Here is a 22,700-nt window from a genome sequence, read left to right as displayed (position 1 = left end):
TGGCTCGCGCGGATTTCGCATGGCGATGGAGCGCGGCACTCAGTCCAGCCGGGTCGCCGGATCGATGTGATGGGATGTCCAGCGTCCGTAACGCCATGGCAGGTACCAGCGCGCATGCTCCGGCAGCGTCTCGGGAATGGGATCGAACCCGCTGCCTCCGCCAGGCCGGCATCGCTGGATACGGGCGATCCCGATCCAGATCCCGGCCCACAGCCCGTGATAGGCAATGGCATCGGCCGTGTAGCCCGAACAGCTCGGCGCGTAGCGGCAGGAGCGCCCGAGAAAGGCCGACAGCGTCAGTTGGTAGATGCGGATCAGCAGCAGCGCTATCCGTGCGGCAATCCCCGGCACGGGAGGAGGACGCCCGACCACCCCGGCGTGGGAGCGCTCGCCGGGTGAGGGATCCCGAGAAGGAGGGTCGTGGGGAGGATGACCGGAGCACATGGCCGAACGGCTCAGGCCGCCCGCCGCGCCTCGATCTGCTCGGCCGCCTCCAGCGCCGCCTCGAAGGCCAGCATGGTGGACGCATGACGCGCTTTGAAATCGCGCACCGGCAGCAGAACCTCGGCTTCGGCGAAACGGCCGGTCGGCGGCGGGCCGTTCTCCTTGAGCATGGCCAGCATCGCGTCGCGCGCCTCGCGCAGCTCCGCCAGCGTCGCCCCCGTGATGTGCCGCGCCACGATCGACGCGGAGGCTTGCCCGAGCGCGCAGGCTTTGACGTCCTGCGCGAAATCGGTCACAACTCCTTCTTGCATTTTGAGGTCGACAACCACCGTCGAGCCGCACAGTTTGGAGTGTGCCTTCGCGGAGGCATCGGGTGCGTCGAGACGGCCGAGGCAGGGGATATTGCCGGCAAGTTCGAGGATCTTCGAGTTGTAGATGTCGTCGAGCATGAGCGCCTCATCAAGACGGCGTGACGCCGGATCAACCGGCTTCACAGCCGTTTGGCATTTCTTATATAGGGTGGAACGCGGGAAAGAAATGGACACACACGTCTCATGTGGCGGCCAAACGGGGCGGACCGCAGGCCGCCGTCGCAATTCAAACACGATACCGTGCGACCCCTCCGCCACCCGAGACAGAGCCCTTGGAAGGCTCCAGTGGTCCGAAATCACGGGGGCGACGTAAGGGATGCGGAATACAATACAATCGGGAGATCCCGCAATGGATGCCATCTTGAAGCCGGTCACGACCCGGAACGATGCCGCAGCGGCGACGCGCGCCCGACCGTCCCGCGAGGAGGTCGAGGCCGCCGTCCGCACGCTTCTCGCCTGGACCGGAGACGACCCCGAGCGCGAGGGCCTGCTGGATACTCCCAAGCGCGTCACCAAGGCGTATGAGGAAATCTTCTCCGGCTACTTCCAGGACCCGGCGGAGCACCTCCAGCGTACCTTCGAGGATGTCGGTGGCTATGACGACATCGTTCTGGTGCGCGGCATCCCGTTCTTCTCCCATTGCGAGCATCACATGCTTCCCTTTGTCGGCGAGGCGCATGTCGCCTACTATCCGGCAGAGGGTGTCGTCGGCCTGTCGAAGATCGCCCGAGTGGTCGACATCTTCGCCAAACGCCTGCAGACGCAGGAGAACCTGACGGCGCAGATCGTCGATTCCATCGACACCCATCTCGCTCCGCGCGGCATCGCCGTGATGATCGAAGCCGAGCATCAATGCATGACCATGCGCGGCGTGCAGAAGCAGGGCGTGACGACCATCACCACCCAGTTCACCGGCGTGTTCCGCGACGACCCGAGCGAGCAGGTCCGCTTCATGAGCCTTGTTCGCGACCCACGTCGCGGCTGACATCAAAAAGACGCCGTCCGGCGTCGACGGAAGACCCATGACAGAGCTTCGTTTCGCCGGACGCGGCGACAAGAACGAACTGGAAAACGGTGCGGTTTTCCAGCCGAAGTTTGACGGCGACGGGCTGATCGCCTGCGTCATCACCGATGCCGACGACGGGACCGTGCTGATGGTCGGCTACATGAACGCCGAGGCGCTTGCCCGCACCATCGAGACCGGCGAGGTCTGGTACTGGAGCCGCTCACGCCAGGAATTCTGGAAGAAGGGCGGGACTTCGGGCCAGGTCCAGCAGGTTGTCGAGATCCTCACCGACTGCGACCAGGACGCCCTGGTCGTGAAGGTGCGGGTGGGCGGCAACGGCGCCACCTGCCACGTCGGGTACCGCTCCTGCTTCTATCGCCGGGTCGTTGCCGGCGAAGACGGCACTGTACGCCTCGAGCATTCCGGCGGGGAGCGGGTCTACGATCCCAAGGACGTCTACGGCCACTGAAGCGCCCACCGGCGAGCCACTGACGCGCCTGTCGCCCTCAGCGCAGAAGCGGAAGGCTGCCGCAGATCCGGTCCACCGCCTTGCGCGGTCCTGCTAGCAGGATCGCCTGGGGCCTGTGGCCGGCCAGCGGCGCCGAGGCGATCCGCGCCCGGTAGTCGTCGTAGTTCCGCGCCTCGAAGGCCGCCCGCATATAGGCGAGACGCACCGGCAATGCCTCCGCCGCCGCAAAGAGCTGTGGCAAGTCGTCCTCCGGCGCGCCGAGCACCGGCAGCGCCACCCTGGTGATACCCGACAGCGCGACACCGTCACCCGTCGGCGTGTCGGCTCCCACAAGGTCGGGGTGGAGTTGGCCGAGGCTCATTCCCAACACGGCCGAAAAATTCGCCTTGAGCCCAACAGGCAGGCTCTCGCACAGGATGATGACAGGCTTGATCGACATGGCGTCCCCTTTCGTCAGGGGCAGCCCTTGCCATGGCGCGCGGCTCTGCGGATTGGACGAAATTGACCTGTCAGTGCCGGAGCAGCGCACCCGGGGTAGCGCCGTAGTGCCGCCGGAACTGGCGGATCATGTGACCCTGGTCGCAGAAGCCGGCGGCAACCGCCGCCTCCGCCGCCGCAACCCCATCCAGCAGCAGCCGCCGTGCAAGATCCACCCGCTGGCGCAGCACATGGGCATGCGGGGTGAGACCGGTCGCCCTGGCGACGCTGCGCACCAGATAGGACGGGCTCAGGCTCATCTCCGCGGCAAGATCCGCCAGTGACAGGCTCTCCCCCACCTCCACACCGAAGGCAATGCGTTCCTTGAGCCGCCTGACGGCGGCAGGCTCCCGCCCGGCGGCCCGAAGCTCGGCGCCCCCGTAGTGAGTAAAGGCTCGAGCCAGAACCTCGTGAACCGCCTCTTCCACCGCCAGCCGCCGGTCCGGCATCGGACCGCCATTCAGCCGCGCGGCAAGTGCCCCGAGCGCCTGTGTCAGTTCCAACTGGCGGTCGCGCGGAGCGATGGCGGTGAAGCCGCGCAGAACTCGCAGTCCCAGCACCTCACGCACCGCCGTCTCCGAGACATAGAGCATGGTGTAGCGGACGCGCTCCGCCGCCGCATGACCGGTATGCGGTTCCTCCGGATTCATCAGCGACAAGGTTCCGGCTGGCAGGACCATGCTCTCGCCGCGACAGACATAGCCGCCTGCCCCTTCGGCAATCGCTCCGATAGCGAAGCCTTCATGGGCATGACGGCTGAAGGTCTGCGTGCTGAAGGCAGCCTCGAACAGTTCGATTCCGTGATGCCAGGCGAGATGATGATAGCGGTTCGCCTACATGGCTTGCCGTTTAACCTTTCTGCGGTCCGGACAAGACCGGACTGCCATGGGCGGAGCGGGGCTGAGCGCCGCGTCTCGCCTTCAGGTCATGGCAATATAGTTGCGCATGTCCTCAGCCTCGCGCTCGATCTGCGCGATGCGATGCTTGACCACGTCGCCGATGGAAATCAAGCCGGCGAGCTTGCCGTCCTTCACCACCGGCACATGGCGGAATCTGCCGCCGGTCATCCGCGCCATCACCGAGTTCACCGTCTCGCTCGCGTCGCAGGTGACGACTTTCGCCGTCATATAGGCCGAGGCCGGCTTGTCGAGCGCGTCGGGACCGTCCTGCGAGATCGCCCGGACCACATCGCGCTCGGAAACGATCCCACGGATCCCGCCCTTCTGGTCGGTGATGACGATGGCGCCGATACGCTTGGCCCCGAGGATGGCGCAGATCTCGCGCATCGTCGTCTCGGCACGCTCCGTAACGACGTCCCGCCCCTTCTCGTTGAGAATTGATGCGACCGTCATGTCCGACCTCCCCGGTGGCTTGTCCTGGCTGCGGGCCGGGGACCCTCCCGTCCCCGATTCCGCCCCCATCATGACAAATCCTTGTTTCGGCGCAATCGGCAACACTGCGAGGCCCTGGCCCTAACCGCCATTCCTGCGTCGGGGGACCGGATCGAAGAGAGAAAACAAGGCAAAGCCTGCAACAAACCCGCCGATATGTGCTTCCCAGGCGATGCTGCCTCCCTCGCCGACAATGGGCACCGAGACAACGCCAAAGAGCAAGTTGAGGCCGAACCAGACCAGCATGAACATCGCGACCCTGGGATTGGACAGGGTTGTCAACATGTTCGAGGCCGGCCGCTGATAGGCTAGGTCATCCGTGCGCCGCATGGCACCGAGCGGCCCGCCCATGTCGAAGACGAACCGTGTCGCCGCTGCCATCTGGCCGGAGATCGCGGCCGAAGCTCCGATCATCGGCACGAGTTCACCGAAATGGAAAGCCAGGTGCAACGCCGCGCCGGCGACGGCGCAGACGGCCGACAGCAGCAGGAAGCGCGCGGCTCCGAAGCGCCGGGCAACCGCCGAGCCAAACACCACCATCCACATCACATTGACGAAGAGATGCGCCCAACTGCCATGCAGGAAGGCGTAGGTGAGAAAGCTCCAGACCTTCGCGCCCTCGCCGCCCGGCAACTGATAGAGCACCACCGCATCCGGCAGATAGCGCGCCGGCAGAAAGCCATAGGCAAGCAGGACCTCAATCCGCGAACTCATAGGCATCAGGAACCGATCCGCCGCATAGATGCCGATAAGCAGCAGCGCCAAACTCCTCACTATCCTCGGCAGGTTGAAAACCGGCTCCGGCGGTGGCGGCTGGCCCTGGTCGTCGATCTCTTCGGGTCTTGGTTCGTGCATCGTCTCTCGCCTGGCGGGATTTGTACCGACTCCAGATCGGCCGGCCGGCCGGCCTCCGTCAAGCCGCGACATGCCGCCTCGGCCAAAGAAAAACCGCCCGCCACGCTTTCGCGCGGCCCGGGCGGTCAAGGAACGGCAGGAAACCGGTGCTTTTACCCGGTTCCTGCGAACGAAGTCAGGCGACGTGCAGTGCAGGTAGGCTCGCTTTCACCAACTGGTAGATTCTGCACATCAAACCAACGCTACGGCAACTGCCACCGTTCGTTAACCTTAACAGAAAGTAAATCGAACCGGTCAACTCGTTGGCATGCGGCCTGCTTTGTCTCTCCCCAGGTGCGGCGCAAGGCGGACAACCGTCCCGAAGACGGACAGTTTTCCTTCCTCGCCCCTCCAGAAGCAGCAGGCCAACCGCATTCCGGCACACGCGCCGGGTTCTGCGGTCAGGCCTTGCGCGAAAACAGGACAGCAGCCTCGCCCAGGCAATGGGCGGGACACCTTTCCGGGGCGAGGTTTGACATGAAACATCCGGTGACGCAGCGGCTCTACGAGTACTGGGACAGCCTTCGAGGCGAACGCCCGGCACCCGACCGCGGCGAGATCGAGCCCGGCCGGATCCGCGCCGTCCTTGGCGACACGTTCATCCTGGAACTTGTCGACCGCGACACCTATCGCTTCCGCCTTGCCGGGACGCGCCTGTGTGCGCTGCATTGCCGGGAGTTGAAGAACCGCAACATCCTGCGCGGCTGGTCGAGCGAAGATCGCGAGGCGCTTGCCACCCTGCTTGCGGCAGTGACCGAGGACGCGGCAGCCGCGGTGATCGGCGTGGCCGGCTTCACCGAGCGCAAACAGTCTGTCGACATGGAGATGCTGCTGTTGCCGCTGCATATTCCCGGCGAAGGCTGCAGCCGGGTGCTCGGTGCCTGCGTTGCCCTTGAGCAGCCCTATTGGGCAGGCATGCATCCGATCCTGTCGCAGACGATCAAGAGCGTGAGATTGATCTGGCCGGACGAGCGCCCCACCTTCCTCAGGCCGCAGGCGCGAACCGCCACCAGCCCGGTCCCGCAATTCGGTCGCGAGCCGGCGGTGATCCGCAGTTCCGCCCCGCTGCCGTTGCTCGCGGAAGCCCGGCGGGTTCAACACCTGATGGTGATCGAGGGCGGGAAGAACTGACGCCTGCGCCACTGTCGCAGGCGTCGAACCGGGCGGCACGACCGCCTTACGCAAGGGCAGCACTTACGCTCTGTTAACTGCCATGTCATAACGTCGATCAGCAGTGTTCGCGCGGCCGCCGGAGCCGTGCGCTCCAGGGAAGGTCGACGACGCATGGCGCATGCCACGGCACTCACTTACACGACAGCCGACGCCGCCAAGCAAGTCGACCGACGGCGCCATTCCCGCGTGCCTGTCCACATCCTCGGCCGCTTCATGCTCGAGGATCGTCGCGAATATCCCTGCCAGATCATCGACATGTCGCCTGGCGGCGCCGCCCTGATCGCGCCGGTTCCAGCACGTGTCGGCGAACGGGTCGTTGCCTATGTCGACCATATCGGCCGCATCGAGGGCGAGGTGGTGCGGGAGATCGAGGGTGGCTTCGCCATCCGCATCAATGCGACGCAGCGCAAGCGCGACAAACTCGCCAACGTTCTGACATGGCTTGCCAATCGCGATGTGCTCAACCTGCCGGAAGACCGTCGCCACGAGCGCTTCACCCCGAAAAACCCGGTCACCCAGATCGTCCTTGCGGACGGGCGCAGCTACAAGTCGCTCATCATCGACGTGTCCCTGTCGGGCGCCTCGCTCAAGACCGAGGTGAAGCCGGAGATCGGCACCGCGATCGGCATCGGCAAGATGCGTGCGCGCGTCGTGCGCCACACCGAGGACGGTATTGCCGTCGAGTTCGCGCACATCCAGAACCGCGACCTGCTCGAACAGCACATTTCCTGATCCTGCCGCAGTAAATGCGCAGATCGAACCGGCCGGAGCCGCCTCCGGTCGGTTCGATGCATTTGCGCGCATCTCCCCCCACTTGACGCCCCGCCCCTCCGCATCACCGATGCGGCGGCGAGGGTCGATTTGCGCGTTCTGCGCTCGCCCGCCTCATGCTCGGGATCATTACAATTTTATTCTATTTAAGTATAAATTTTCGTATAAACTGAATTTATTTCAAATAAACTTCCGTACCGGACCTTAGACGCAAATAAAAACGCGTGTGTCATTGTCTAGTCAGCCTTGGGGAGGGCGAAGACATGACGATGAACGCAAAGATACTGAAGTATACGCTGGTCGCTCTGGCGCTGCTGGCAACAAGCACAGCGCAGGCCGACCCTGGGACGGGACGCTTTATGGAAACCGGCGCGGCCGCGAAGGCTCCCATCGGCCATATCGGCTTCTGTCAGGAGAACCCGGTCGAATGCCAGCCCGATGGCAAGGACGCGGTGGTCGTCAAGCTTGACCGGGCCCGGTGGAACGAATTGCTGGCCGTCAATGCCGAGGTGAACGCCCGCATTCGGCCGGTGACCGACCTCGAACTCTTCGGTGTCGAGGAATACTGGACCTACCCTGTCGATGGGGCCGGCGACTGCGAGGAATACGTGCTGGAGAAGAAGCGCGTGCTCGTGAGCCGCGGCTGGCCGGCCAGCGCATTGCTGATCACCGTCGTCAAGGACACGAACAACGCGGGCCATGCCGTTCTCACGGTCCGCACGGATCAGGGGGACATCATCCTCGACAATCAGATCGAGGCCGTCCTGCCCTGGTATTCGGCGCCCTATCGTTTCGTGAAGCGGCAGTCAGTGTCGCATCCGGCACAATGGGCGGCGATCTCCGACCGCCGGACCAGCACGCTGGCCAGCATCGGAAACTGACCTGAGTGGCGGGACAAGGTCCCGCGACAAGGCAGTTTGGCACGACACGGAAATTGCGCCGTTACTGATGGCAACCAGGCCCATCCCCCTCCCCCATACCCCGGGGTCGGGTTGCCCGGCCGGTCTCCGCTCCGCGGAGGCCGGCCTTTTTTTGCGATCAGCCTCCGGCCACCGGCGAGAGCCCGTTGGCGTAGCGGCGCCACTGGGCGACATAGCCGTCGGCGGAGCCAGCGATTCCGGCCTCCGCGGCCGCGTCGAGCTGGCGCACCACCCGTCCGGGCATTCCCACCACCAGCGAGTCGTCCGGGATCTCCTTGCCTTCGGCAATCAGCGCATTGGCACCGATGATGCAGTTGCGCCCGATGCGGGCGCCGTTCAGCACCGTCGCCCCCATTCCCACCAGCGTATTGTCGCCAATGGTGCAGCCGTGCAGGATCGCCTTGTGGCCGATGGTGCAGCCGCGCCCGATCTCCAGCGGAAAGCCCATATCCGTGTGCAGAACGCAGCCATCCTGCACGTTGGAGCGCTCTCCGACGGTAATCGTTTCATTGTCGCCGCGCAGCACCGCAGAGAACCAGACGCTGGCGTCCCGCTTCAGGACGACCCGGCCGATCAGTGCCGCATTCGGAGCCACCCAGAAGGCTCCCTGCTCGGGTGTGATGGGACTGTGATCGTCGAGGCAGTAAAGCGGCATGGAACACTCCGGAATAGCTGGCCTCAATCAGGCCTTGCGGCATCAGGAGACGGACGCGCGCCCGCGCCCGTCAACCTTACAGGACCACGGTCAGAGCGACATGCACCACCATGATGCCGGAGCAAAGGCTCCACATCCCGGCGATCGTCGAGGAGGCAACAAGCCAGCCGAGCGGCCTTTGTTCGACCCGCCGGCCGCGAATCGCGTTGCGCATGATGATGAAGGGGCCTGCGAAAACACATAGCAGACAGGACAGGACGCCCTTGATCCAGGTTTCGACCGATATGGCGAAACGAAGGGGCTCTCCGGTCACAAGCTGATAGAAACTGCCGATGATTCCGGAGATGACAAAGCCCGCGCAGCCCAGATAGACCGCCAGCGCCAGTTCACTCATGGTGCCGTTAACCCCTCGTTAACCAATTCTCTGGGAACCTTAATAGGAAACTCACGTCTCGCACCAGCAATTAGCATGCCGTTTCCACGGGTCCATTAACGAACTGGTAACCATAAAGATGGCGAACGGAGTGCCCCGCGTCCCGGAGCAGATCGGGACACCCGTCCCGGATCGGGACAATCTGCTGGGTCAACTGCCGTGGCCGGGGTTGCCGTCGCGGCCTGCAACAGGAGCGCTCGGATGATGCCGTTGACGCTTCCCGGCGGAACGGGGGTTGAGGCCCGCCATTTCACATCGATGGTCGTTGCGCTGGCGCTTGCCGGCACCGCTCTGCTCGCCCACACGGTCGGAAGCTGGCTGAACTACACGCGCGGCCCCACCGGCTGGAGCGACAGCCGCGAGCGTGTCGCCATAAGTCTCGGCGATGTGCAGCTCAAGGTGCCGGCCAACATGATGCGGCGGGTCGAGGAGCGCATTGCCGGCGGCTCCGTCGACCGGCTGAGCCTTGCAGTCCTGTGGCCCTCCATGGAAGGCTACAGCGAGTTCAACGCCCGCGCCTTTGCCGATCCCAGCGATACGTCCGCCGTCATGCTCGTCTCGCTGGAGCCGCTTGCCACCGCCGACATCATGGACACGAGCGAGCGGCTCACCCATGTCTGGCTTTCGCTAGCCTCGGGCGATCCTCTGCCGGGCCCTGCGGGCCTCGCCCTGCTGCCCTTGCCCGGTGATGCGGCAAGCGGCACGGACTTCGTAGCACATCGCTCCCAGGACGGCCGGCTGTTCGCAACCCGCTGCTTCACGCCGCGCGACAAGACGCTTGCCGCGAGCTGCGAACGCAGCATCCGCCTCGGCCATGGCCTGTTCGCCACCTATCGCTTCCGCCAATGGCAGTTGGAGCACTGGCAGAGCCTCGATGACGGCGTCGCCGCACTGGTTGCCCGTTTCGCGCCGCAACCGGCCTCCTGACCGCACTTCGCGGTCGCACTCGGTGACGGGAACCGCGAAACGAAAAACGGGCGCCCGCCCCCCGGTGCGCCCGTCTTGGTTCCGTCCGTCCGGTCCCCCTGAAGCGCTGGCGGCTCAGGCCTCGTCGAGGTCGTAGGACAGGATCGCCATCTGGAAGTTCCAGCTCAAGTCGTCGTCGTCATCGTCGCGATAGATCACGCCGATGAACTCCTCACCGATATAGACTTCGGCGGAATCGTCCTTCTTCGGCCGCGCCCGGACAACAAGCTTCGGAAGCTCGAACTTCTTCTGCAAATAGGCTTCGAGCTTGCGGATCTCGTCTGGCTTCACGAAAGGCTCCTTTCAAAGGCCACGGCTCTTTCCCTGGCGGCCCCATGAGTTGCCGGCAATGCCGGATTGGCCCCGAACCTACACATTCGGCTGCGTGAACCAAGAAAAAAGCGCGCCTTTCCCCCAGACGGGGAACTGCGCGCCTCATATTGATACCAGGTCGTCAGCCCGATCAGCCCCTGTCGCTGTCCGCCGAAAGCAACTGATCCATCGTCCGCGACGGCTCGGCACAGCCCGCCGCGCCGACCACCCGGGCCGGCACGCCGGCAACGGTGGAGTTCGGCGGCACATCGGTCAGCACGACCGACCCAGAGGCGACCTTTGAGCAGTGGCCGATCTCGATATTGCCGAGCACCTTGGCGCCAGCGCCCAGCAGCACGCCGTTGCGGATCTTCGGGTGGCGATCGCCCTCTTCCTTGCCCGTGCCGCCCAGCGTCACGTTCTGCAGGATCGAGACATTGTCGCCGATCTGCGCCGTGGCACCGACGACGATGCCGGTGGCATGGTCGACGAACACGCCGACGCCGACCGGCACCGCCGGATGGATGTCCACCTGGAAGGCTTCCGAGCACCGGCTCTGCAGATACAGCGCAAAGTCCTTGCGCCCGCGCTTCCACAGCCAATTCGCCAGCCGATGCGTCTGCAGCGCGTGGAAACCCTTGAAATAGAGCAGCGGCTCCAGCAGCCGGGTGCAGGCCGGATCGCGGTCATACACGGCGACGAGGTCGACCCGAAAGGCTTCCGCAAGCGCACGCGAATCCTGCAGCGCCTCCAGATAGGTCTGTCGGATCAGCGAGGGGGAAACCACCACATGGCCCAGCCGGTCGGCCAGCCGGTGCACGACAGCCTCCTCAAGTCGGTCGTGGTTGAGCACGGTCTCGTAGGCGAAGGACGCGAGCGCCGGCTCGCAACGCACCATCGCCTCGGCCTCCTCGCGTAACTGGCTCCAGACGGGGTCATGGCGCGACAGGGTCGGCGCCTCGGCAAGGGGATTGATCTGCGGCATGCTCGCCTCCTTACGGAGCCTCCGCCACGCGGGCAGGGCGGCCCCCATTCAAGCATAGGTCGTGGGTGCCATCTTACCGCGATGTATGCAGGCAAGGCCATAGGTCAAGGCCGCCGTCGCGGCCATTTCGCGTCGCCCCCTGCCCCGAACAGGCCCAACCGATCGATTTTCCGCCCGGTGCGAATGGACTGGGTCGCTGGAGATTGCAATATGCCCGCAGCCCTGCCGCGCCCTGCCGGAGTCCGATATGACCGACATCTCGACCGACACACGCCCCGCCCGTATCACCACCCGGATCGAGGATCGCATCGGCTGGCTGGAGGTCGACAACCTCGCCCGGCGCAATGCCCTCACGCTCACCATGTGGCAGGCGATTCCCCAGGCGGTGGCGGAGCTTTCGAGCGCCCCCCGCGTGCGCGTCATCGTCCTGCGCGGAGCTGGCAACGAGACCTTTATCGCCGGCGCCGACATTTCCGAGTTCGCCACGTTGCGCAAGGACGCCGCCTCCGCACGCGCCTATGAGGTCTCCAACGCTGAGGCGTTCGACGCGTTGCGCAACGCGGCCTTGCCGACCCTCGCGATGATCCGCGGCTTCTGCCTCGGTGGCGGCTTCGGACTTGCGGCAGCCTGTGACCTGCGCATCGCCGCGGATGGCTCCAGTTTCGGCATCCCGGCCGCCCGTCTGGGCGTCGGATATCCTCCGACCGCGATCGCCGACGTCGTGCGCCTCATCGGACCGGCGCGCGCCAAACTGCTTTTCTTCACGGCCCGGCGCATCGGCACGGCCGAGGCCGAACGCTTCGGCTTCCTCGATCTTGTCGCCGCGCCGGAAACGCTGGAGACGGAGACCAGGCGTCTTGCCGGCGAGATCGCCAGCGGCGCACCTCTCACCCTGCGCGCCGCCAAGGCCGGCATCGATGCCCTCACCGCCCGCCTGTCGGCAGAAGATCGCGACGCCTGCCAGACCCTTGCCGACGCCTGTTTCGACAGCCGCGATTTCGCCGAGGGCCGCACAGCCTTCATGGAAAAACGCGCTCCCGACTTCACCGGCAGTTAACCTCGCTCGACGATACCTGTCGCTGCTCGCGGCAAGCCGGCCCCGCCCCTATCGGTGATGGCAGGCCGATCGCGGCAGGCGGCTGACGTGGAGTCATTTTGTTAACCGACTCCTTGCAGCGTCGAATGCATGGCATCGGTCAGGACAACGCCGATGCGGACATGCCGAGGCGTGCTCTTGACGCCGGGAATCGGGAATGATTCCCTGACGCCCACACCGTGTTGATTCTGTCTGTGAGGATCCTGAATCAGATCCTGAGCACAGGCTGATGCACCACTTTAAGTTCCAGAAAAATACCCCGCATAAACAGAGGCTTGAAGCAAGGTGTTCACGTAATGCCTTACTGCGCGCGCAGTTCCACATTAACTATCAGTTAACCATATAAGAAATTGATTTATCTATCTAAAAAATGAACACAATCATGCTGCCGCGAACGCGCAGCTCTCGCCGAAAAGTGGTGTGAAAACGGGTCCGGCCACCCGGGAGCAGGGTCCATGCGCGCTGCGAGCCAAGGCGGAAGGCCTTGCTGGCACCACATGATCAGCGGTTCTGAAAACACGCCGCAAGCCGGCAAGACGTGCCGTTCAGGCGGCCTTGAGCCGCTCGAGAAACGTCACCACCGCGCCGGCAAAGGCGTCGTTGCGGTCGCCGGCGACCATGTGGCCGGCATCCGCCACATCCGCATACTCGGCATGCGGCACCAGGGTCAGGAACTCGTCGACATGGCTCTGGGTCACCAGTTCGGAGCGCGCGCCGCGCACCAGCAGCACCGGCACTTTGAGCGATTGCGCGGCCCGCACCAACTCGCCCTCGACCCTCTCCTCGATGCCGTCGCTGGGATCGAGCGGCCGGCCGCGCCGGTGCCCGAGGAAGCGCGGGTCCCAATGCCAGCGGTAGCGGCCGTCGTCATGCAAGCGCAGGTTCTTGGCGAGCCCGTCGAGCCGCTCGGGACGCTTGCGATGGGGCAGGTAGCGGGCGATCGCGTCGGCCGCCTCCTCCACAGTGGCAAACCCGGCCTCGGCCCTGTCGGCCATGAAGGAGATGACCTTGTTCACCCCGGCGGGATCCATGCGCGGCGTCACGTCGACAAGCACCAGCGCCGACAGCGTACCGGGCCGCAACTGCCCTTCGGCCAAAAGACTGGCAATGCCGCCAAGCGAGGCGCCAATGCCAACGGGCCGCACGCCCGAGCGTCCGGCGATCTGGTCTGACACCGCCACCACGTCGCGCGCGAAATCCCGAAACTCGTAAGCACCGCTCGCGATCCAGTCGCTGCCGCCATGGCCGCGTTGGTCGAGACACCATGCCGACAGCCCGCGCGCCGCGAGCCGTGCGCCTGTTGCCTCCCAGGCATGGCGTGTCTGGCCGCCGCCATGCAGCAGCAGCACGGAGCGGCTGCCCGCGCCGTGGACGTCGGCAACGAGATCGTTGCCGTCAGCTCCTGTCAGAGTGAGGGTCTTGGCGTTCACGCGATCCCCTCCCGCGCCAGGCTCTCCAGGAAACCGGTGACGCCGGCCTTGTAGACCTTGTCGCCTACGGCGACCATGTGGTCGCGGCCGGGGATCTCCAGCACCTTCGCGCGCGGCAACAGTCGGGCAAGCCTCTCCGGCGAGCCGGCGATCTCATCCTTCGTGCCGACCGCAACCAGCACCGGCTGGGTGATCCGCGAGACCTGCTCCTCGCTGATCTTCTGCCGCGAGGACCGCATGCAGGCGGCAAGCGCCAACCGATCGGAATTGGTCTGCTCGGCAAAGGCGCGGAAGGCGCGGGCCGCCCGGTCGGTGACGTCGGAGAGCTTTGCCGCTTCCAGCCCGGCGGCAATCGGTTCGGGATCGCCAACACCGGTGATCATGCCATAGCCAAGCCCTCCGAAGACGGCGCTGCGCACCCGTTGCGGATGGTCGAGCGTCAAGAAAGCGGAGATCCGCGCGCCCATCGAATAGCCCATCACGTCGGTCCGCTCGATGCCCAGGTGGTCGAGCAGACGCCTTGCATCCTCCGCCATTGTCGGGGCGCCATAATCTTCCGGATCATGGCTGCCGTCGCTCTCGCCATGGCCGCGATTGTCGATGGCGATCACCCGGCGACCGGCTTCCGTCAACAGCTTCACCCAACCGGGATAGACCCAGTTCACGTGCTTGTTGGACGCAAAGCCGTGGATGAGCAGGATCGGCTCCCCCCGTCCCTCGTCCAGATAGGCGATGCGCAGGCCGGCGGAATCGAAATGGGGCATTGAGGGCCTTTACCTTGACGTAAACGTAAAAAGATGACCCTTACGATAATGCGCGACTGTGCGGATGAAAAGCCCGCAGCCCGCATGGCGGCTCGCATGAGCGCCGCCACCCCGCCTGCCACCTGTTGCCGCAGATGTGGCCAAACCGCCACTTCCCCCTGTTCAAACAGCTCCTTCCTGCGTATGGTCCGCCAAATTCTGCAGACCCTGCTGAACGACGGATGGATGCCATGGCGCATGCTGTAATCCCCCATTTCCAGAATGATCGCGGCCTGGAGTCGATCGAGATCGGCGCGAAGGAGTTCCAGTGCGTGGGCGCCCGCCCGCCCTTCGACCACCCGCACGTCTTCCTGGACATGGGCGACGACAACGAGATCATCTGCCCCTATTGCTCGACGCTCTACCGCTACAATCCGGCGCTTGACGTCCATCAGGCGGACCCGGCCGACTGCATCTGGACGCCTGAAGCCGCCTGACCGGCGCTCACGCAAGGCCCGCGCATGGCGCAATCCCGATCCGACGCAAACCGCATCTTCATCGCCGGTGCAGGGATCGGCGGGCTCACTGCCGCGCTCTGTCTGTCGCGCCGGTCGCGTCCAGTCACAGTGATCGAACAGGCGAGCGAGCTTCGTCCGGTCGGCTCCGGTCTGCAACTCCCCCCCAACACCATGCAGGTGATGCGCGAACTGGGTCTTGAGGACGCGCTGCTGCCGCATGTGGTCGCGCCGCGCGCCATCCAGGTGATGACCGCGCACAGCGAGGATCCGGTCGCCGAGATTCCCCTCGGCGCCACGGCCGAGAAGCGCTATGGCGCCCCCTATCTCGTCATTCACAGGGCGGACTTGCAGGCGGTGCTGCTGCAGGCGGCACGCGCCTCCGCCGGTATCACCCTGCGTCTCGGCACGCGCTTGCGCGACGCCGCACAGAATGCCGACCGTATCAAGCTGGAATTCGAGCGGGCCGGAGACGATGCCGATCCGCAGGCCCCGCTCGACCATGACACCGGCGCGGCCCTGATCGGCGCCGATGGTGTCTGGTCGACGGTGCGCCGCCGGATCATGGGCCTGCGGGGCGCCGCCTTTTCGGGGCGCACCGCCTATCGCGCAGTCATACCCGTGAGCGAGGTGCCGCAACGCTGGCGCAATGTCACCGGCCTGTGGCTCGGTCCCCGCGCCCATATCGTCCACTATCCGCTCGCCGGCGGCGAACAATTCAACCTCGTGGCGTTGGTCGAAGAGGACTGGCAGGAAGAGGTCTGGTCCGCCCAGGCCGACCGCGACGCGCTGCTTTCGCGCTTTCGTGACTGGCCGCGCGGCTGCCGGGAGTTGCTGTCCCTCCCCTCCTCCTGGCTGAAATGGGCGCTCTGTTCGATGGACCCCGGCACCAGTTGGGTCGACGGCCGCTTCGCCCTGCTCGGCGATGCCGCCCATGCCATGCTGCCCTTCGCCGCGCAGGGGGCGGCCATGGCCATCGAGGACGCCGACGCGCTTGCCCGCCATCTGTCCGAAGGCATGGACGACGTACCCCGCGCCCTGCGTGCCTACGAGGCGGAGCGGCAGGACCGGGCCGAGCGCGTCATGCGCCTGTCGCGCGCCAACGACCGCATCTATCACATGCGTCGCCCGCTTTCCCTCGCCCGCGATGCGGTGATGCGCGCCTTGCCCTCGGAACGTCTTCTCGCGCGGCTCGATTGGCTATATGGATGGCGACCTCCCGGCGCCTGATGGCGTCTGCGAGCGCCTCCCGCGGCGGCTGAGGGCGGGGAACAACGGGAATGAACGGGCATGACGGCTGACCAGGATATCGTGACCGCGGGCTTCCTCGTCATCGGCGACGAGATTCTGTCGGGCCGCACCAAGGACAAGAACATCGGTTACCTGGCCGAATACCTCACCGCGATCGGCATTGACCTGGCCGAGGTGCGCGTGGTGCCGGATGTGGAAGATCGCATCGTCGAGGCGGTCCGCGAGCTCAGCGCCCGCTACACCTATGTCTTCACCTCCGGCGGCATCGGCCCGACTCATGACGACATCACCGCCGATTCGATGGCAAAGGCCTTCGGCGTGCCGATCGGCCACGATCCCCGCGCCGTGGAGATCCTGCGCAACTTCTATCCCGAGGGCCAACTCACCGAGGCGCGTCTGCGCATGGCGCGGATCCCGGAAGGCGCGGAACTGATCGAGAATTCGGTTTCGAAGGCTCCGGGTTTTCGCATCGGCAATGTCCATGTCATGGCCGGTGTTCCGGCGATCATGCAGGCCATGCTGGACGCCGTCGCCCCGACGCTGAAGACCGGCCTGCGCATGCTCTCGGAGGCCGTCGATGCCGACCTTCCGGAAAGTCGCATCGCCGCCGCCCTGCGCGAGATCCAGGACGCTCATCCGGGCGTCATGATCGGCTCCTATCCGCGCTCGGTCGACGGACGCTTCTCCACCCAGATCGTCGTCCGCTCGCGCGATGCCGGGTTGATGCGGCAGGCCTGCGACGCAGTGCGCACTGCCGTCGCGGCTGCGGCCCGCTGAGCAGAATCATCCCTTGCCAGAACGACAGGACTTGACCCGCATGGAAAACCCGCAAGCCCCCAAAGCCTTTCCCGTCTCCTGGGATCAGTTCCACCGCGACTGCCGCGCGCTCGCATGGCGCCTGTCGGGACAGGGCAAATGGGAAGCAATCGTCTGCATCACCCGCGGCGGCCTGGTTCCCGCGGCCATCGTCGCCCGCGAGCTCGGCATTCGCCTTATCGAGACGGTCTGCGTCGCGTCCTATCACGACTATGAGAACCAGGGCGAGTTGCAGGTCCTGAAGACCATCGACAAGCGGGTGATCGATCTCAACGGCGGCAAGGGCTCCGGCGTCCTGGTCATCGACGACCTTGTCGACACCGGAAAGACCGCACGCGTCGTTCGCGACATGTTGCCCGATGCCCATTTCGCAACCGTCTATGCCAAACCGATGGGGCGTCCGCTGGTCGACACCTTCGTGACGGAGGTGTCGCAGGACACCTGGATCTACTTCCCCTGGGACATGGGCTGGCAGTTCCAGCCGCCGATCGCCACCCACAGCCAAGGCTGAGCGCGGTCGCGTTTCGCCGGCCTTGAGCCTCCCGACAGGCGCAGGGCAGCCTTGCGCTCGCGGGAAAGTTATTGCCGTGCCCATATTTCGGCGCAATTTCTGAGCCTATAACCGCGTCATGACACACGAGATTCTCCCGCGCTCCGGAAGCGGCTCCGCCTCCGGCAACACCCTCATGACGCGCCGCGCCGCCCTCGTTGGCCTCGGCGCGATGGCGCTCGCCGGCTGCCAGACCACCGGCAGCAACCCTCGCCTGCAGGCGGCCTCGTCGGCGCCCCCGGCGCCGGTGATCGATCCCTATTACCTGCAGATGTATGCGGCGATGCCACAGGAGAGGTTCCCGTTGCCGGCCGTCGACCTGCGGCGTGTGGATCCGATGTATTTCCGCCAGGTGGTGTCCTACCCGACGCGGGAGCGTCCCGGCACACTGGTCGTCGACACGCCGAACCGCTTTCTCTATCTGGTGATGGAGAACGGGCAGGCGCTGCGCTATGGCGTGGGTATCGGCCGCGCCGGCTTCGACTGGGGCGGACGCGCGCGCATCGCCTACAAGCGCGCATGGCCGCGCTGGACCCCGCCGGCCGAGATGATCGCCCGCCAGCCGGAACTCGAGCCCTATCGCAACGGCATGGAGCCGGGGCTGGACAATCCGCTGGGCGCCCGCGCGCTCTACATCTTCGAAGGCAATCGCGACACGATCTACCGGATCCACGGCACGATGGAGTACTGGACCATCGGCAAGGCGGTCTCTTCCGGTTGCGTGCGCCTGATCAACCAGGACGTCATCGATCTGGCCGCGCGAGTGCCCAACAACACGCCGATCGTGGTCCTGCAAGGCAACGAGGGCATTGCCTGAGCTACGCGAGCCTGACCGCTTCCTGAAATCCGGCGGCTCAAGCGGTCAGTGTCACAGGCCGCTCTGCCACGATTTCCTCGGGCGTGACGCGGCAGCCGATCGCATAGGCCTCAACTCCGCGTGCCTTCGCCGCCACAAAGGCCGCCGCATAGGCGGGATCGATGTCGGCAGCGAAGGACAGGCGGTCGCAGTCCGGCCGTTGCACCAGATAGACCATCGCGGCGCGCGCTCCTTCCGCCACCATGTCCCCCATCTCGACAAGGTGCTTGGCGCCTCGCGCTGTCACCGAGTCCGGGAACTCGGCAAGGCCCGCCTGCCGCATCAGATGGACGTTCTTCACCTCGACATAGACAGGGCGCCCGTCTGAGCCCTCAAGCAGGATGTCGATGCGCGAGTTGCGACCGTATTTCACCTCGCGCCGCAAGCCGGAAAAACCGGCCAGTTCGGGAATCAGCCGCGCCGTCAACGCCTCCTCGACCAGGCCGTTGGGATGAGCGGTGTTGATGCCGACCAGCGCGCCGTCCGCCTCGACGATCTCCCAGGAGTATTTCAGCTTGCGCGCCGGATTGTCGGACAGCGACAGGAAGACCCGCGCACCCGGTTCGCGCAGCCCCAGCATCGAGCCGGGATTGGCGCAATGCGCGGTCACCGCCTCGCCGCTGTCGAGGATCACATCGGCGAGAAAGCGCTTGTAGCGCTTGACCAGACGGCCGGACACAAGGGGGGAGGAAAAACGCAAGGGACCAACTCCAGCCGTTGAATGGGCTCAGCGCGACCAGAAATCCGGATCGAGCAGCACCAGCACCGTGAAAAGCTCCAGCCGGCCCATCAGCATGGCAAAAGACAGGATCCATTTTGCGCCGTCGGGCAGCGGCGCGAAATTGCCGGCCGGACCGATGACCGGCCCAAGCCCCGGACCCACATTCGACACCGCCGTCGCGGCCGCCGACAGCGCTGTCACCAGATCGAGCCCGAAACCGGACAGTGCCAGCGTGATCGTGCCGACCGAACCCATATAGACGACGAGGAAGGCCAGCACCGAGAAGGACAGCTCCGGCGTCAGTCGGGTGTTGGCATATTGCTCGGACATCACGCGGTTCGGCCGGATCATTCGCCGCAGATGGGCCCGTACGGTGCCGAAGAACACCAGAAAACGGAACATCTTGATGCCACCCGAGGTCGAGCCGGTGCAGCCGCCGACGAAGGTGAGCAACAGCGCAAGGCCGATCACAGGAGGCCCCCACGCGCTGTAGTCGCCCATGGCAAAGCCCGTCGTGGTGATGATCGAGACGATGTTGAAGGTCGAGGCCAGCAAGGCTTCGGAGAAGTTCATCTCCAACACCGCCCCAAGATACACGGTCACTGTCAGCGAGGCCAGCACCACGAGCCCGAGCAGAGCGCGCACCTGCGGATCGTTCCACAGCAGCAACGGCCGGCCGCGCAGCGCCTGGATGACCAGGACGAAGGGCATGGCCCCGATCAGCATGAAGACCACCGCAACCCATCCGGCGGCCGGGTTGGTGAAAAAGCCGAAGGACGCGTCGTGCGTGGAGTAGCCGCCGGTGGCGATCGTCGTCATCCCGTGATTGATCGCATCGAAAACGGTCATGCCGGTGACCAGAAAGGCAAGGATGCAGACGAAAGTCAGGAACAGATAGGTGATGCCGAGCAGGCGGATCAGTTCCACCGAGCGGGAGACGATCTTCTCGCTGCGGTCGGAACTCTCGCTCTGGAACAGTTGCATGCCGCCGATGCGCAGGAACGGCAGCAGCACGATGGCCATGACGACGATGCCGATCCCGCCCATCCATTGCATCAGCGAACGCCAGACCAGCAGGCCCGGCGGCAACCCGTCGAGACCGGACAGCACCGTCGATCCGGTCGTGGTGAAGCCGGACACCGCCTCGAACACCGCATCCGCATAACCGACCCCCAGCCAGAGGAACGGCAGCGCCCCGAAAGCCGGCAGCGTCAGCCAGGACAGGGTCGTCAGGATGAAGGTCTGGCGGATGTCGAGCCCCTCGCTCAACGCCCCGCCGACGGCCACCGACAGCAGCAGTCCGATCAGTCCGGTGATCAGCGCCGACATGACGAAGGCCTGCCAATCGGCATTGCGGGCGGCAACGTCGACCATCGCCGGGATCAGCATGGCCGTCGCCAGGCCCACATAGAGGAAGCCGAGGACGTTAAGCACGGGGCGCAGCGAAATCACGGATCGGCGTCTTTCGTCGTCTGGCGTCGTCTGGGACCCGCGATGGTCGTCCCGCTTTGCGGTGCGTGGCGGCAATCGTTGGTACGGACGGCGGGACTCGAACCCGCATGGCCGAGGCCGAGGGATTTTAAGTCCCTTGTGTCTACCGGTTCCACCACGTCCGCGCCCGCTTTGGGTACAAGCACCTTGGAAGCGGCGCAAGAGGGAAGACCGGCGGCCCGCTCCGCGCATCGCGCAGCTCCCCGGCCAAACCTTGCGGCGAAAGCGGATTGCGCCCCGCGCCCCCGCGTTTTAAGGCTAGTTGGAAATCCTGTCGGCGCACATCCCGCCCCCGGCGCCTCGGCCCGCGTGCCTTCCGCACCAGCGTGGCAGCCGCCGTTCCGGCGGCGGGCGGGCGATCCGCCGCACGAACAATCCGGACGAGCATCCCGCATGGTCACCTATATCGACGCCGCTACCGCCCCTTTGAAGAATACCGGCCAGATTCGCCTCTACGGGCCGGACGACTTTGCCGCCATGCACAAGGCCGGACAGCTTACCGCCCGCTGCCTCGACGCGCTGGTCGAAAAGATCGTGCCCGGCATCACCACCCAGGAGATCGACGACTTCGTCTACAGCTTCGGCATCGACAATGGCGCCCTGCCGGCGACGCTGAACTATCGCGGCTACACGAAGTCGACCTGCACCTCCATCAATCATGTCGTCTGCCACGGCATCCCCAACGACAAGCCGCTGAAGGAAGGCGACATCGTCAACATCGACGTAACCTATATCGTCGACGGCTGGCACGGCGATTCCAGCCGCATGTATGCGGTCGGCAAGCTGAAGCGGGCGGCCGAACGACTGGTCGAGGTCACCTACGAGGCGCTGTTGCGGGGCATCGAGGCGGCGCGCCCCGGCCGGACCACCGGCGATATCGGCCATGCCATCCAGAGCTTCGTCGAGGCGGAGCGCTGCTCGGTCGTGCGCGACTTCTGCGGCCATGGGGTCGGCCGGCTGTTCCACGACATGCCGAACATCCTGCACTATGGCCGACCGGGCGAAGGCATCGAACTGAAGCCGGGCATGATCTTCACCATCGAGCCGATGGTCAATCTCGGCCGGCCGCATGTGAAGGTGCTGAGCGATGGCTGGACCGCCGTCACCCGCGACCGCTCGCTGTCTGCCCAATTCGAGCACTCGGTCGGCATCACCGCGACGGGCTGCGAGATCTTCACCCTGTCGCCAGCCGGCCTCGACAATCCACTGGCTTTCGATCGCTCCTGACGCGGCATCATGGGAGGAGGCGGCATGAGCGGCACGGACGACGGCTTCTCCGACGCTGGCATCTCTCCGCATTTTCACGGCCACCGCGACCGGCTGCGCCAGCGCTTCCGCGAAGGCGGCCACGCCGCGCTTCAGGACTATGAGTTGCTGGAACTGTTGCTCTTCTCGCCGATCCGCCGGGCCGATACCAAGCCGGTCGCCAAGGCGTTGATCGACCGTTTCGGCTCGTTCGCCGAGGTGCTCGCGGCTCCGCCCGCCCTCCTCAAGGAAGTGCGCGGCGTCGGCGACCGGGTGGTCGACGAGTTGAAGCTCGCCCATGCGGTGGCCGAGCGCTTCCTGCGCGGCCGGGTTCGCGAGCGCACCCTGCTCTCCTCCTGGTCGCAGGTGATCGACTATGTCCGCACCGCCATGGCCTTCTCCGACCGCGAGGAATTCCGCATCCTCTTCCTCGACAAGAAGAACGCACTGATCGCCGACGAGGTGCAGCAGCGCGGCACCGTCGATCATACGCCCGTCTATCCACGCGAGGTGATGAAGCGGGCGCTGGAGCTTTCCGCCAGCGCCATCATTCTCGTCCATAATCACCCGTCCGGCGATCCGACGCCTTCGCGCGCCGACATCCAGATGACCAAGCAGATCTCCGAGATCGCCGGTACGCTGGGCATCGTCCTGCATGACCACATCATCGTCGGACGCGACGGTCATGCAAGCTTCAAGGGCCTGCAACTCCTCTAAGC

The 22,700-nt window shown here is 65.3% G+C and carries 28 protein-coding genes and 1 tRNA gene; 14 read left to right on the top strand and 15 right to left on the bottom strand.

Going from position 1 to position 22,700, the window contains the following annotated elements:
* Positions 1-39 precede the first annotated feature (39 nt).
* Together yidD and TSB10GB4_RS14280 are read right to left on the bottom strand one after the other, a co-directional pair.
* Positions 40-351 (bottom strand): membrane protein insertion efficiency factor YidD, encoded by a 312-nt coding sequence (gene yidD, locus TSB10GB4_RS14285; RefSeq protein WP_244292938.1) that lies wholly within the window; start codon positions 349-351, stop codon positions 40-42.
* Positions 352-455: 104 nt separating this feature from the next.
* Positions 456-893, bottom strand: coding sequence for an iron-sulfur cluster assembly scaffold protein (locus tag TSB10GB4_RS14280; RefSeq protein ID WP_186386418.1), 438 nt, complete (start codon positions 891-893; stop codon positions 456-458).
* A gap of 271 nt (positions 894-1,164) precedes the next feature.
* On the opposite strand from TSB10GB4_RS14280, the gene folE reads away from it, so the two are divergent.
* A complete protein-coding gene (gene folE / locus TSB10GB4_RS14275) occupies positions 1,165-1,800 on the top strand; it encodes a GTP cyclohydrolase I FolE (RefSeq protein WP_186386417.1) in 636 nt (211 codons plus the stop codon).
* 37 nt (positions 1,801-1,837) lie between these two features.
* The gene (gene hisI / locus TSB10GB4_RS14270) at positions 1,838-2,290 is read left to right on the top strand and encodes a phosphoribosyl-AMP cyclohydrolase (protein ID WP_186386416.1); all 453 of its coding nucleotides are present in this window, start codon (positions 1,838-1,840) and stop codon (positions 2,288-2,290) included.
* Between the two features lie 37 nt (positions 2,291-2,327).
* Here the strand turns inward: hisI and TSB10GB4_RS14265 are convergent, their stop codons facing one another.
* The 4 genes from TSB10GB4_RS14265 to TSB10GB4_RS14250 all read right to left on the bottom strand — a co-directional run bounded on the left by TSB10GB4_RS14265 (position 2,328) and on the right by TSB10GB4_RS14250 (position 5,142).
* Positions 2,328-2,729, bottom strand: a complete 402-nt coding sequence (locus TSB10GB4_RS14265) for a DUF2000 domain-containing protein (RefSeq protein WP_186396277.1) — start codon at positions 2,727-2,729, stop codon at positions 2,328-2,330.
* Between the two features lie 70 nt (positions 2,730-2,799).
* Positions 2,800-3,558 (bottom strand): AraC family transcriptional regulator, encoded by a 759-nt coding sequence (locus TSB10GB4_RS14260; RefSeq protein WP_244570922.1) that lies wholly within the window; start codon positions 3,556-3,558, stop codon positions 2,800-2,802.
* A gap of 129 nt (positions 3,559-3,687) precedes the next feature.
* Positions 3,688-4,119, bottom strand: coding sequence for a CBS domain-containing protein (locus tag TSB10GB4_RS14255; RefSeq protein WP_186386413.1), 432 nt, complete (start codon positions 4,117-4,119; stop codon positions 3,688-3,690).
* Positions 4,120-4,239: 120 nt separating this feature from the next.
* Positions 4,240-5,142: a rhomboid family intramembrane serine protease gene (locus TSB10GB4_RS14250; RefSeq protein WP_244570916.1), complete on the bottom strand. Its 903-nt coding sequence runs from the start codon at positions 5,140-5,142 to the stop codon at positions 4,240-4,242.
* Positions 5,143-5,529: 387 nt separating this feature from the next.
* Here TSB10GB4_RS14250 and TSB10GB4_RS14245 point away from each other — a divergent pair, with 387 nt between their 5' ends.
* The 3 genes from TSB10GB4_RS14245 (at position 5,530) to TSB10GB4_RS14235 (ending at position 7,877) form a co-directional block, all read left to right on the top strand.
* Positions 5,530-6,183, top strand: coding sequence for a PAS domain-containing protein (locus TSB10GB4_RS14245; protein WP_186396276.1), 654 nt, complete (start codon positions 5,530-5,532; stop codon positions 6,181-6,183).
* 153 nt (positions 6,184-6,336) lie between these two features.
* Positions 6,337-6,957, top strand: coding sequence for a PilZ domain-containing protein (locus tag TSB10GB4_RS14240; protein WP_186386410.1), 621 nt, complete (start codon positions 6,337-6,339; stop codon positions 6,955-6,957).
* A 302-nt stretch (positions 6,958-7,259) separates the two neighbouring features.
* Entirely contained in the window at positions 7,260-7,877 is a 618-nt protein-coding gene (locus tag TSB10GB4_RS14235; protein WP_208984803.1) for a transglutaminase-like cysteine peptidase, read from the top strand.
* 157 nt (positions 7,878-8,034) lie between these two features.
* Here TSB10GB4_RS14235 and TSB10GB4_RS14230 read toward each other — a convergent pair whose 3' ends face one another.
* Both TSB10GB4_RS14230 and TSB10GB4_RS14225 read right to left on the bottom strand, forming a co-directional pair.
* Positions 8,035-8,571, bottom strand: a complete 537-nt coding sequence (locus tag TSB10GB4_RS14230) for a gamma carbonic anhydrase family protein (RefSeq protein WP_186396275.1) — start codon at positions 8,569-8,571, stop codon at positions 8,035-8,037.
* A gap of 76 nt (positions 8,572-8,647) precedes the next feature.
* Positions 8,648-8,965 (bottom strand): hypothetical protein, encoded by a 318-nt coding sequence (locus tag TSB10GB4_RS14225; protein ID WP_186386408.1) that lies wholly within the window; start codon positions 8,963-8,965, stop codon positions 8,648-8,650.
* Between the two features lie 240 nt (positions 8,966-9,205).
* Here TSB10GB4_RS14225 and TSB10GB4_RS14220 point away from each other — a divergent pair, with 240 nt between their 5' ends.
* Positions 9,206-9,931 carry a hypothetical protein gene (locus tag TSB10GB4_RS14220; protein WP_186396274.1) on the top strand — a complete coding sequence of 242 codons (726 nt, stop codon included), beginning with the start codon at positions 9,206-9,208 and terminating at the stop codon, positions 9,929-9,931.
* A 114-nt stretch (positions 9,932-10,045) separates the two neighbouring features.
* Here TSB10GB4_RS14220 and TSB10GB4_RS14215 read toward each other — a convergent pair whose 3' ends face one another.
* On the bottom strand, positions 10,046-10,261 hold the full coding sequence (locus TSB10GB4_RS14215; RefSeq protein WP_186386406.1) for a DUF3126 family protein: 216 nt from the start codon (positions 10,259-10,261) through the stop codon (positions 10,046-10,048).
* Between the two features lie 172 nt (positions 10,262-10,433).
* Positions 10,434-11,267, bottom strand: a complete 834-nt coding sequence (gene cysE / locus TSB10GB4_RS14210; protein ID WP_186386405.1) for a serine O-acetyltransferase — start codon at positions 11,265-11,267, stop codon at positions 10,434-10,436.
* A gap of 247 nt (positions 11,268-11,514) precedes the next feature.
* Here cysE and TSB10GB4_RS14205 point away from each other — a divergent pair, with 247 nt between their 5' ends.
* Positions 11,515-12,324, top strand: a complete 810-nt coding sequence (locus TSB10GB4_RS14205; protein WP_186396273.1) for an enoyl-CoA hydratase — start codon at positions 11,515-11,517, stop codon at positions 12,322-12,324.
* Positions 12,325-12,908: 584 nt separating this feature from the next.
* On the opposite strand, the gene TSB10GB4_RS14200 is transcribed toward TSB10GB4_RS14205, so the two are convergent.
* On the bottom strand, positions 12,909-13,793 hold the full coding sequence (locus TSB10GB4_RS14200) for an alpha/beta fold hydrolase (protein ID WP_186396272.1): 885 nt from the start codon (positions 13,791-13,793) through the stop codon (positions 12,909-12,911).
* Positions 13,790-14,557 carry an alpha/beta fold hydrolase gene (locus tag TSB10GB4_RS14195; protein ID WP_186396271.1) on the bottom strand — a complete coding sequence of 256 codons (768 nt, stop codon included), beginning with the start codon at positions 14,555-14,557 and terminating at the stop codon, positions 13,790-13,792. The genes TSB10GB4_RS14200 and TSB10GB4_RS14195 overlap by 4 nt, the downstream gene beginning before the upstream one ends.
* Before the next feature lie 230 nt (positions 14,558-14,787).
* Between TSB10GB4_RS14195 and TSB10GB4_RS14190 the strand changes: the two genes are divergently transcribed.
* The 5 genes from TSB10GB4_RS14190 to TSB10GB4_RS14170 all read left to right on the top strand — a co-directional run bounded on the left by TSB10GB4_RS14190 (position 14,788) and on the right by TSB10GB4_RS14170 (position 18,485).
* A complete protein-coding gene (locus TSB10GB4_RS14190) occupies positions 14,788-15,033 on the top strand; it encodes a zinc-finger domain-containing protein (protein WP_186386401.1) in 246 nt (81 codons plus the stop codon).
* Positions 15,034-15,057: 24 nt separating this feature from the next.
* The gene (locus TSB10GB4_RS14185) at positions 15,058-16,281 is read left to right on the top strand and encodes an FAD-dependent monooxygenase (RefSeq protein ID WP_186396270.1); all 1,224 of its coding nucleotides are present in this window, start codon (positions 15,058-15,060) and stop codon (positions 16,279-16,281) included.
* A 60-nt stretch (positions 16,282-16,341) separates the two neighbouring features.
* Complete coding sequence (locus TSB10GB4_RS14180; RefSeq protein WP_186386399.1) at positions 16,342-17,079, top strand: molybdopterin-binding protein; 738 nt, start codon at positions 16,342-16,344, stop codon at positions 17,077-17,079.
* A 40-nt stretch (positions 17,080-17,119) separates the two neighbouring features.
* The gene (gpt, locus tag TSB10GB4_RS14175; protein ID WP_186386398.1) at positions 17,120-17,629 is read left to right on the top strand and encodes a xanthine phosphoribosyltransferase; all 510 of its coding nucleotides are present in this window, start codon (positions 17,120-17,122) and stop codon (positions 17,627-17,629) included.
* A 175-nt stretch (positions 17,630-17,804) separates the two neighbouring features.
* On the top strand, positions 17,805-18,485 hold the full coding sequence (locus TSB10GB4_RS14170; RefSeq protein ID WP_186386519.1) for a L,D-transpeptidase: 681 nt from the start codon (positions 17,805-17,807) through the stop codon (positions 18,483-18,485).
* Between the two features lie 37 nt (positions 18,486-18,522).
* Here the strand turns inward: TSB10GB4_RS14170 and sfsA are convergent, their stop codons facing one another.
* The 3 genes from sfsA to TSB10GB4_RS14155 all read right to left on the bottom strand — a co-directional run bounded on the left by sfsA (position 18,523) and on the right by TSB10GB4_RS14155 (position 20,861).
* Positions 18,523-19,224 (bottom strand): DNA/RNA nuclease SfsA, encoded by a 702-nt coding sequence (gene sfsA / locus TSB10GB4_RS14165; protein WP_186386397.1) that lies wholly within the window; start codon positions 19,222-19,224, stop codon positions 18,523-18,525.
* Between the two features lie 27 nt (positions 19,225-19,251).
* Positions 19,252-20,697, bottom strand: coding sequence for a TrkH family potassium uptake protein (locus TSB10GB4_RS14160; RefSeq protein WP_244292936.1), 1,446 nt, complete (start codon positions 20,695-20,697; stop codon positions 19,252-19,254).
* A 79-nt stretch (positions 20,698-20,776) separates the two neighbouring features.
* A tRNA-Leu gene (locus tag TSB10GB4_RS14155) sits at positions 20,777-20,861 on the bottom strand.
* A gap of 268 nt (positions 20,862-21,129) precedes the next feature.
* On the opposite strand from TSB10GB4_RS14155, the gene map reads away from it, so the two are divergent.
* Together map and radC are read left to right on the top strand one after the other, a co-directional pair.
* Positions 21,130-21,963 (top strand): type I methionyl aminopeptidase, encoded by an 834-nt coding sequence (gene map / locus TSB10GB4_RS14150; RefSeq protein ID WP_186386396.1) that lies wholly within the window; start codon positions 21,130-21,132, stop codon positions 21,961-21,963.
* A gap of 24 nt (positions 21,964-21,987) precedes the next feature.
* Positions 21,988-22,698, top strand: a complete 711-nt coding sequence (radC, locus tag TSB10GB4_RS14145; RefSeq protein ID WP_186386395.1) for a DNA repair protein RadC — start codon at positions 21,988-21,990, stop codon at positions 22,696-22,698.
* Positions 22,699-22,700: the final 2 nt, after the last annotated feature.

Origin of the sequence: Stappia sp. TSB10GB4, from assembly GCF_900185745.1 — a bacterium.
Lineage (GTDB): Bacteria > Pseudomonadota > Alphaproteobacteria > Rhizobiales > Stappiaceae > Stappia.
The sequence above is the reverse complement of the archived record's forward strand: the minus strand, read 5'-3'. Positions and strand labels throughout refer to the sequence as shown.

Coding starts and splice junctions, on each gene's coding strand:
- TSB10GB4_RS14280 (WP_186386418.1), bottom strand. CDS start 893: ATGCTCGACGACATCTACAACTCGAAGATCCTCGAACTTGCCGGCAAT.
- folE (WP_186386417.1), top strand. CDS start 1,165: ATGGATGCCATCTTGAAGCCGGTCACGACCCGGAACGATGCCGCAGCG.
- hisI (WP_186386416.1), top strand. CDS start 1,838: ATGACAGAGCTTCGTTTCGCCGGACGCGGCGACAAGAACGAACTGGAA.
- TSB10GB4_RS14265 (WP_186396277.1), bottom strand. CDS start 2,729: ATGTCGATCAAGCCTGTCATCATCCTGTGCGAGAGCCTGCCTGTTGGG.
- TSB10GB4_RS14255 (WP_186386413.1), bottom strand. CDS start 4,119: ATGACGGTCGCATCAATTCTCAACGAGAAGGGGCGGGACGTCGTTACG.
- TSB10GB4_RS14245 (WP_186396276.1), top strand. CDS start 5,530: ATGAAACATCCGGTGACGCAGCGGCTCTACGAGTACTGGGACAGCCTT.
- TSB10GB4_RS14240 (WP_186386410.1), top strand. CDS start 6,337: ATGGCGCATGCCACGGCACTCACTTACACGACAGCCGACGCCGCCAAG.
- TSB10GB4_RS14235 (WP_208984803.1), top strand. CDS start 7,260: ATGACGATGAACGCAAAGATACTGAAGTATACGCTGGTCGCTCTGGCG.
- TSB10GB4_RS14230 (WP_186396275.1), bottom strand. CDS start 8,571: ATGCCGCTTTACTGCCTCGACGATCACAGTCCCATCACACCCGAGCAG.
- TSB10GB4_RS14225 (WP_186386408.1), bottom strand. CDS start 8,965: ATGAGTGAACTGGCGCTGGCGGTCTATCTGGGCTGCGCGGGCTTTGTC.
- TSB10GB4_RS14220 (WP_186396274.1), top strand. CDS start 9,206: ATGATGCCGTTGACGCTTCCCGGCGGAACGGGGGTTGAGGCCCGCCAT.
- cysE (WP_186386405.1), bottom strand. CDS start 11,267: ATGCCGCAGATCAATCCCCTTGCCGAGGCGCCGACCCTGTCGCGCCAT.
- TSB10GB4_RS14205 (WP_186396273.1), top strand. CDS start 11,515: ATGACCGACATCTCGACCGACACACGCCCCGCCCGTATCACCACCCGG.
- TSB10GB4_RS14195 (WP_186396271.1), bottom strand. CDS start 14,557: ATGCCCCATTTCGATTCCGCCGGCCTGCGCATCGCCTATCTGGACGAG.
- TSB10GB4_RS14190 (WP_186386401.1), top strand. CDS start 14,788: ATGGCGCATGCTGTAATCCCCCATTTCCAGAATGATCGCGGCCTGGAG.
- TSB10GB4_RS14185 (WP_186396270.1), top strand. CDS start 15,058: ATGGCGCAATCCCGATCCGACGCAAACCGCATCTTCATCGCCGGTGCA.
- TSB10GB4_RS14180 (WP_186386399.1), top strand. CDS start 16,342: ATGACGGCTGACCAGGATATCGTGACCGCGGGCTTCCTCGTCATCGGC.
- gpt (WP_186386398.1), top strand. CDS start 17,120: ATGGAAAACCCGCAAGCCCCCAAAGCCTTTCCCGTCTCCTGGGATCAG.
- TSB10GB4_RS14170 (WP_186386519.1), top strand. CDS start 17,805: ATGACGCGCCGCGCCGCCCTCGTTGGCCTCGGCGCGATGGCGCTCGCC.
- map (WP_186386396.1), top strand. CDS start 21,130: ATGGTCACCTATATCGACGCCGCTACCGCCCCTTTGAAGAATACCGGC.
- radC (WP_186386395.1), top strand. CDS start 21,988: ATGAGCGGCACGGACGACGGCTTCTCCGACGCTGGCATCTCTCCGCAT.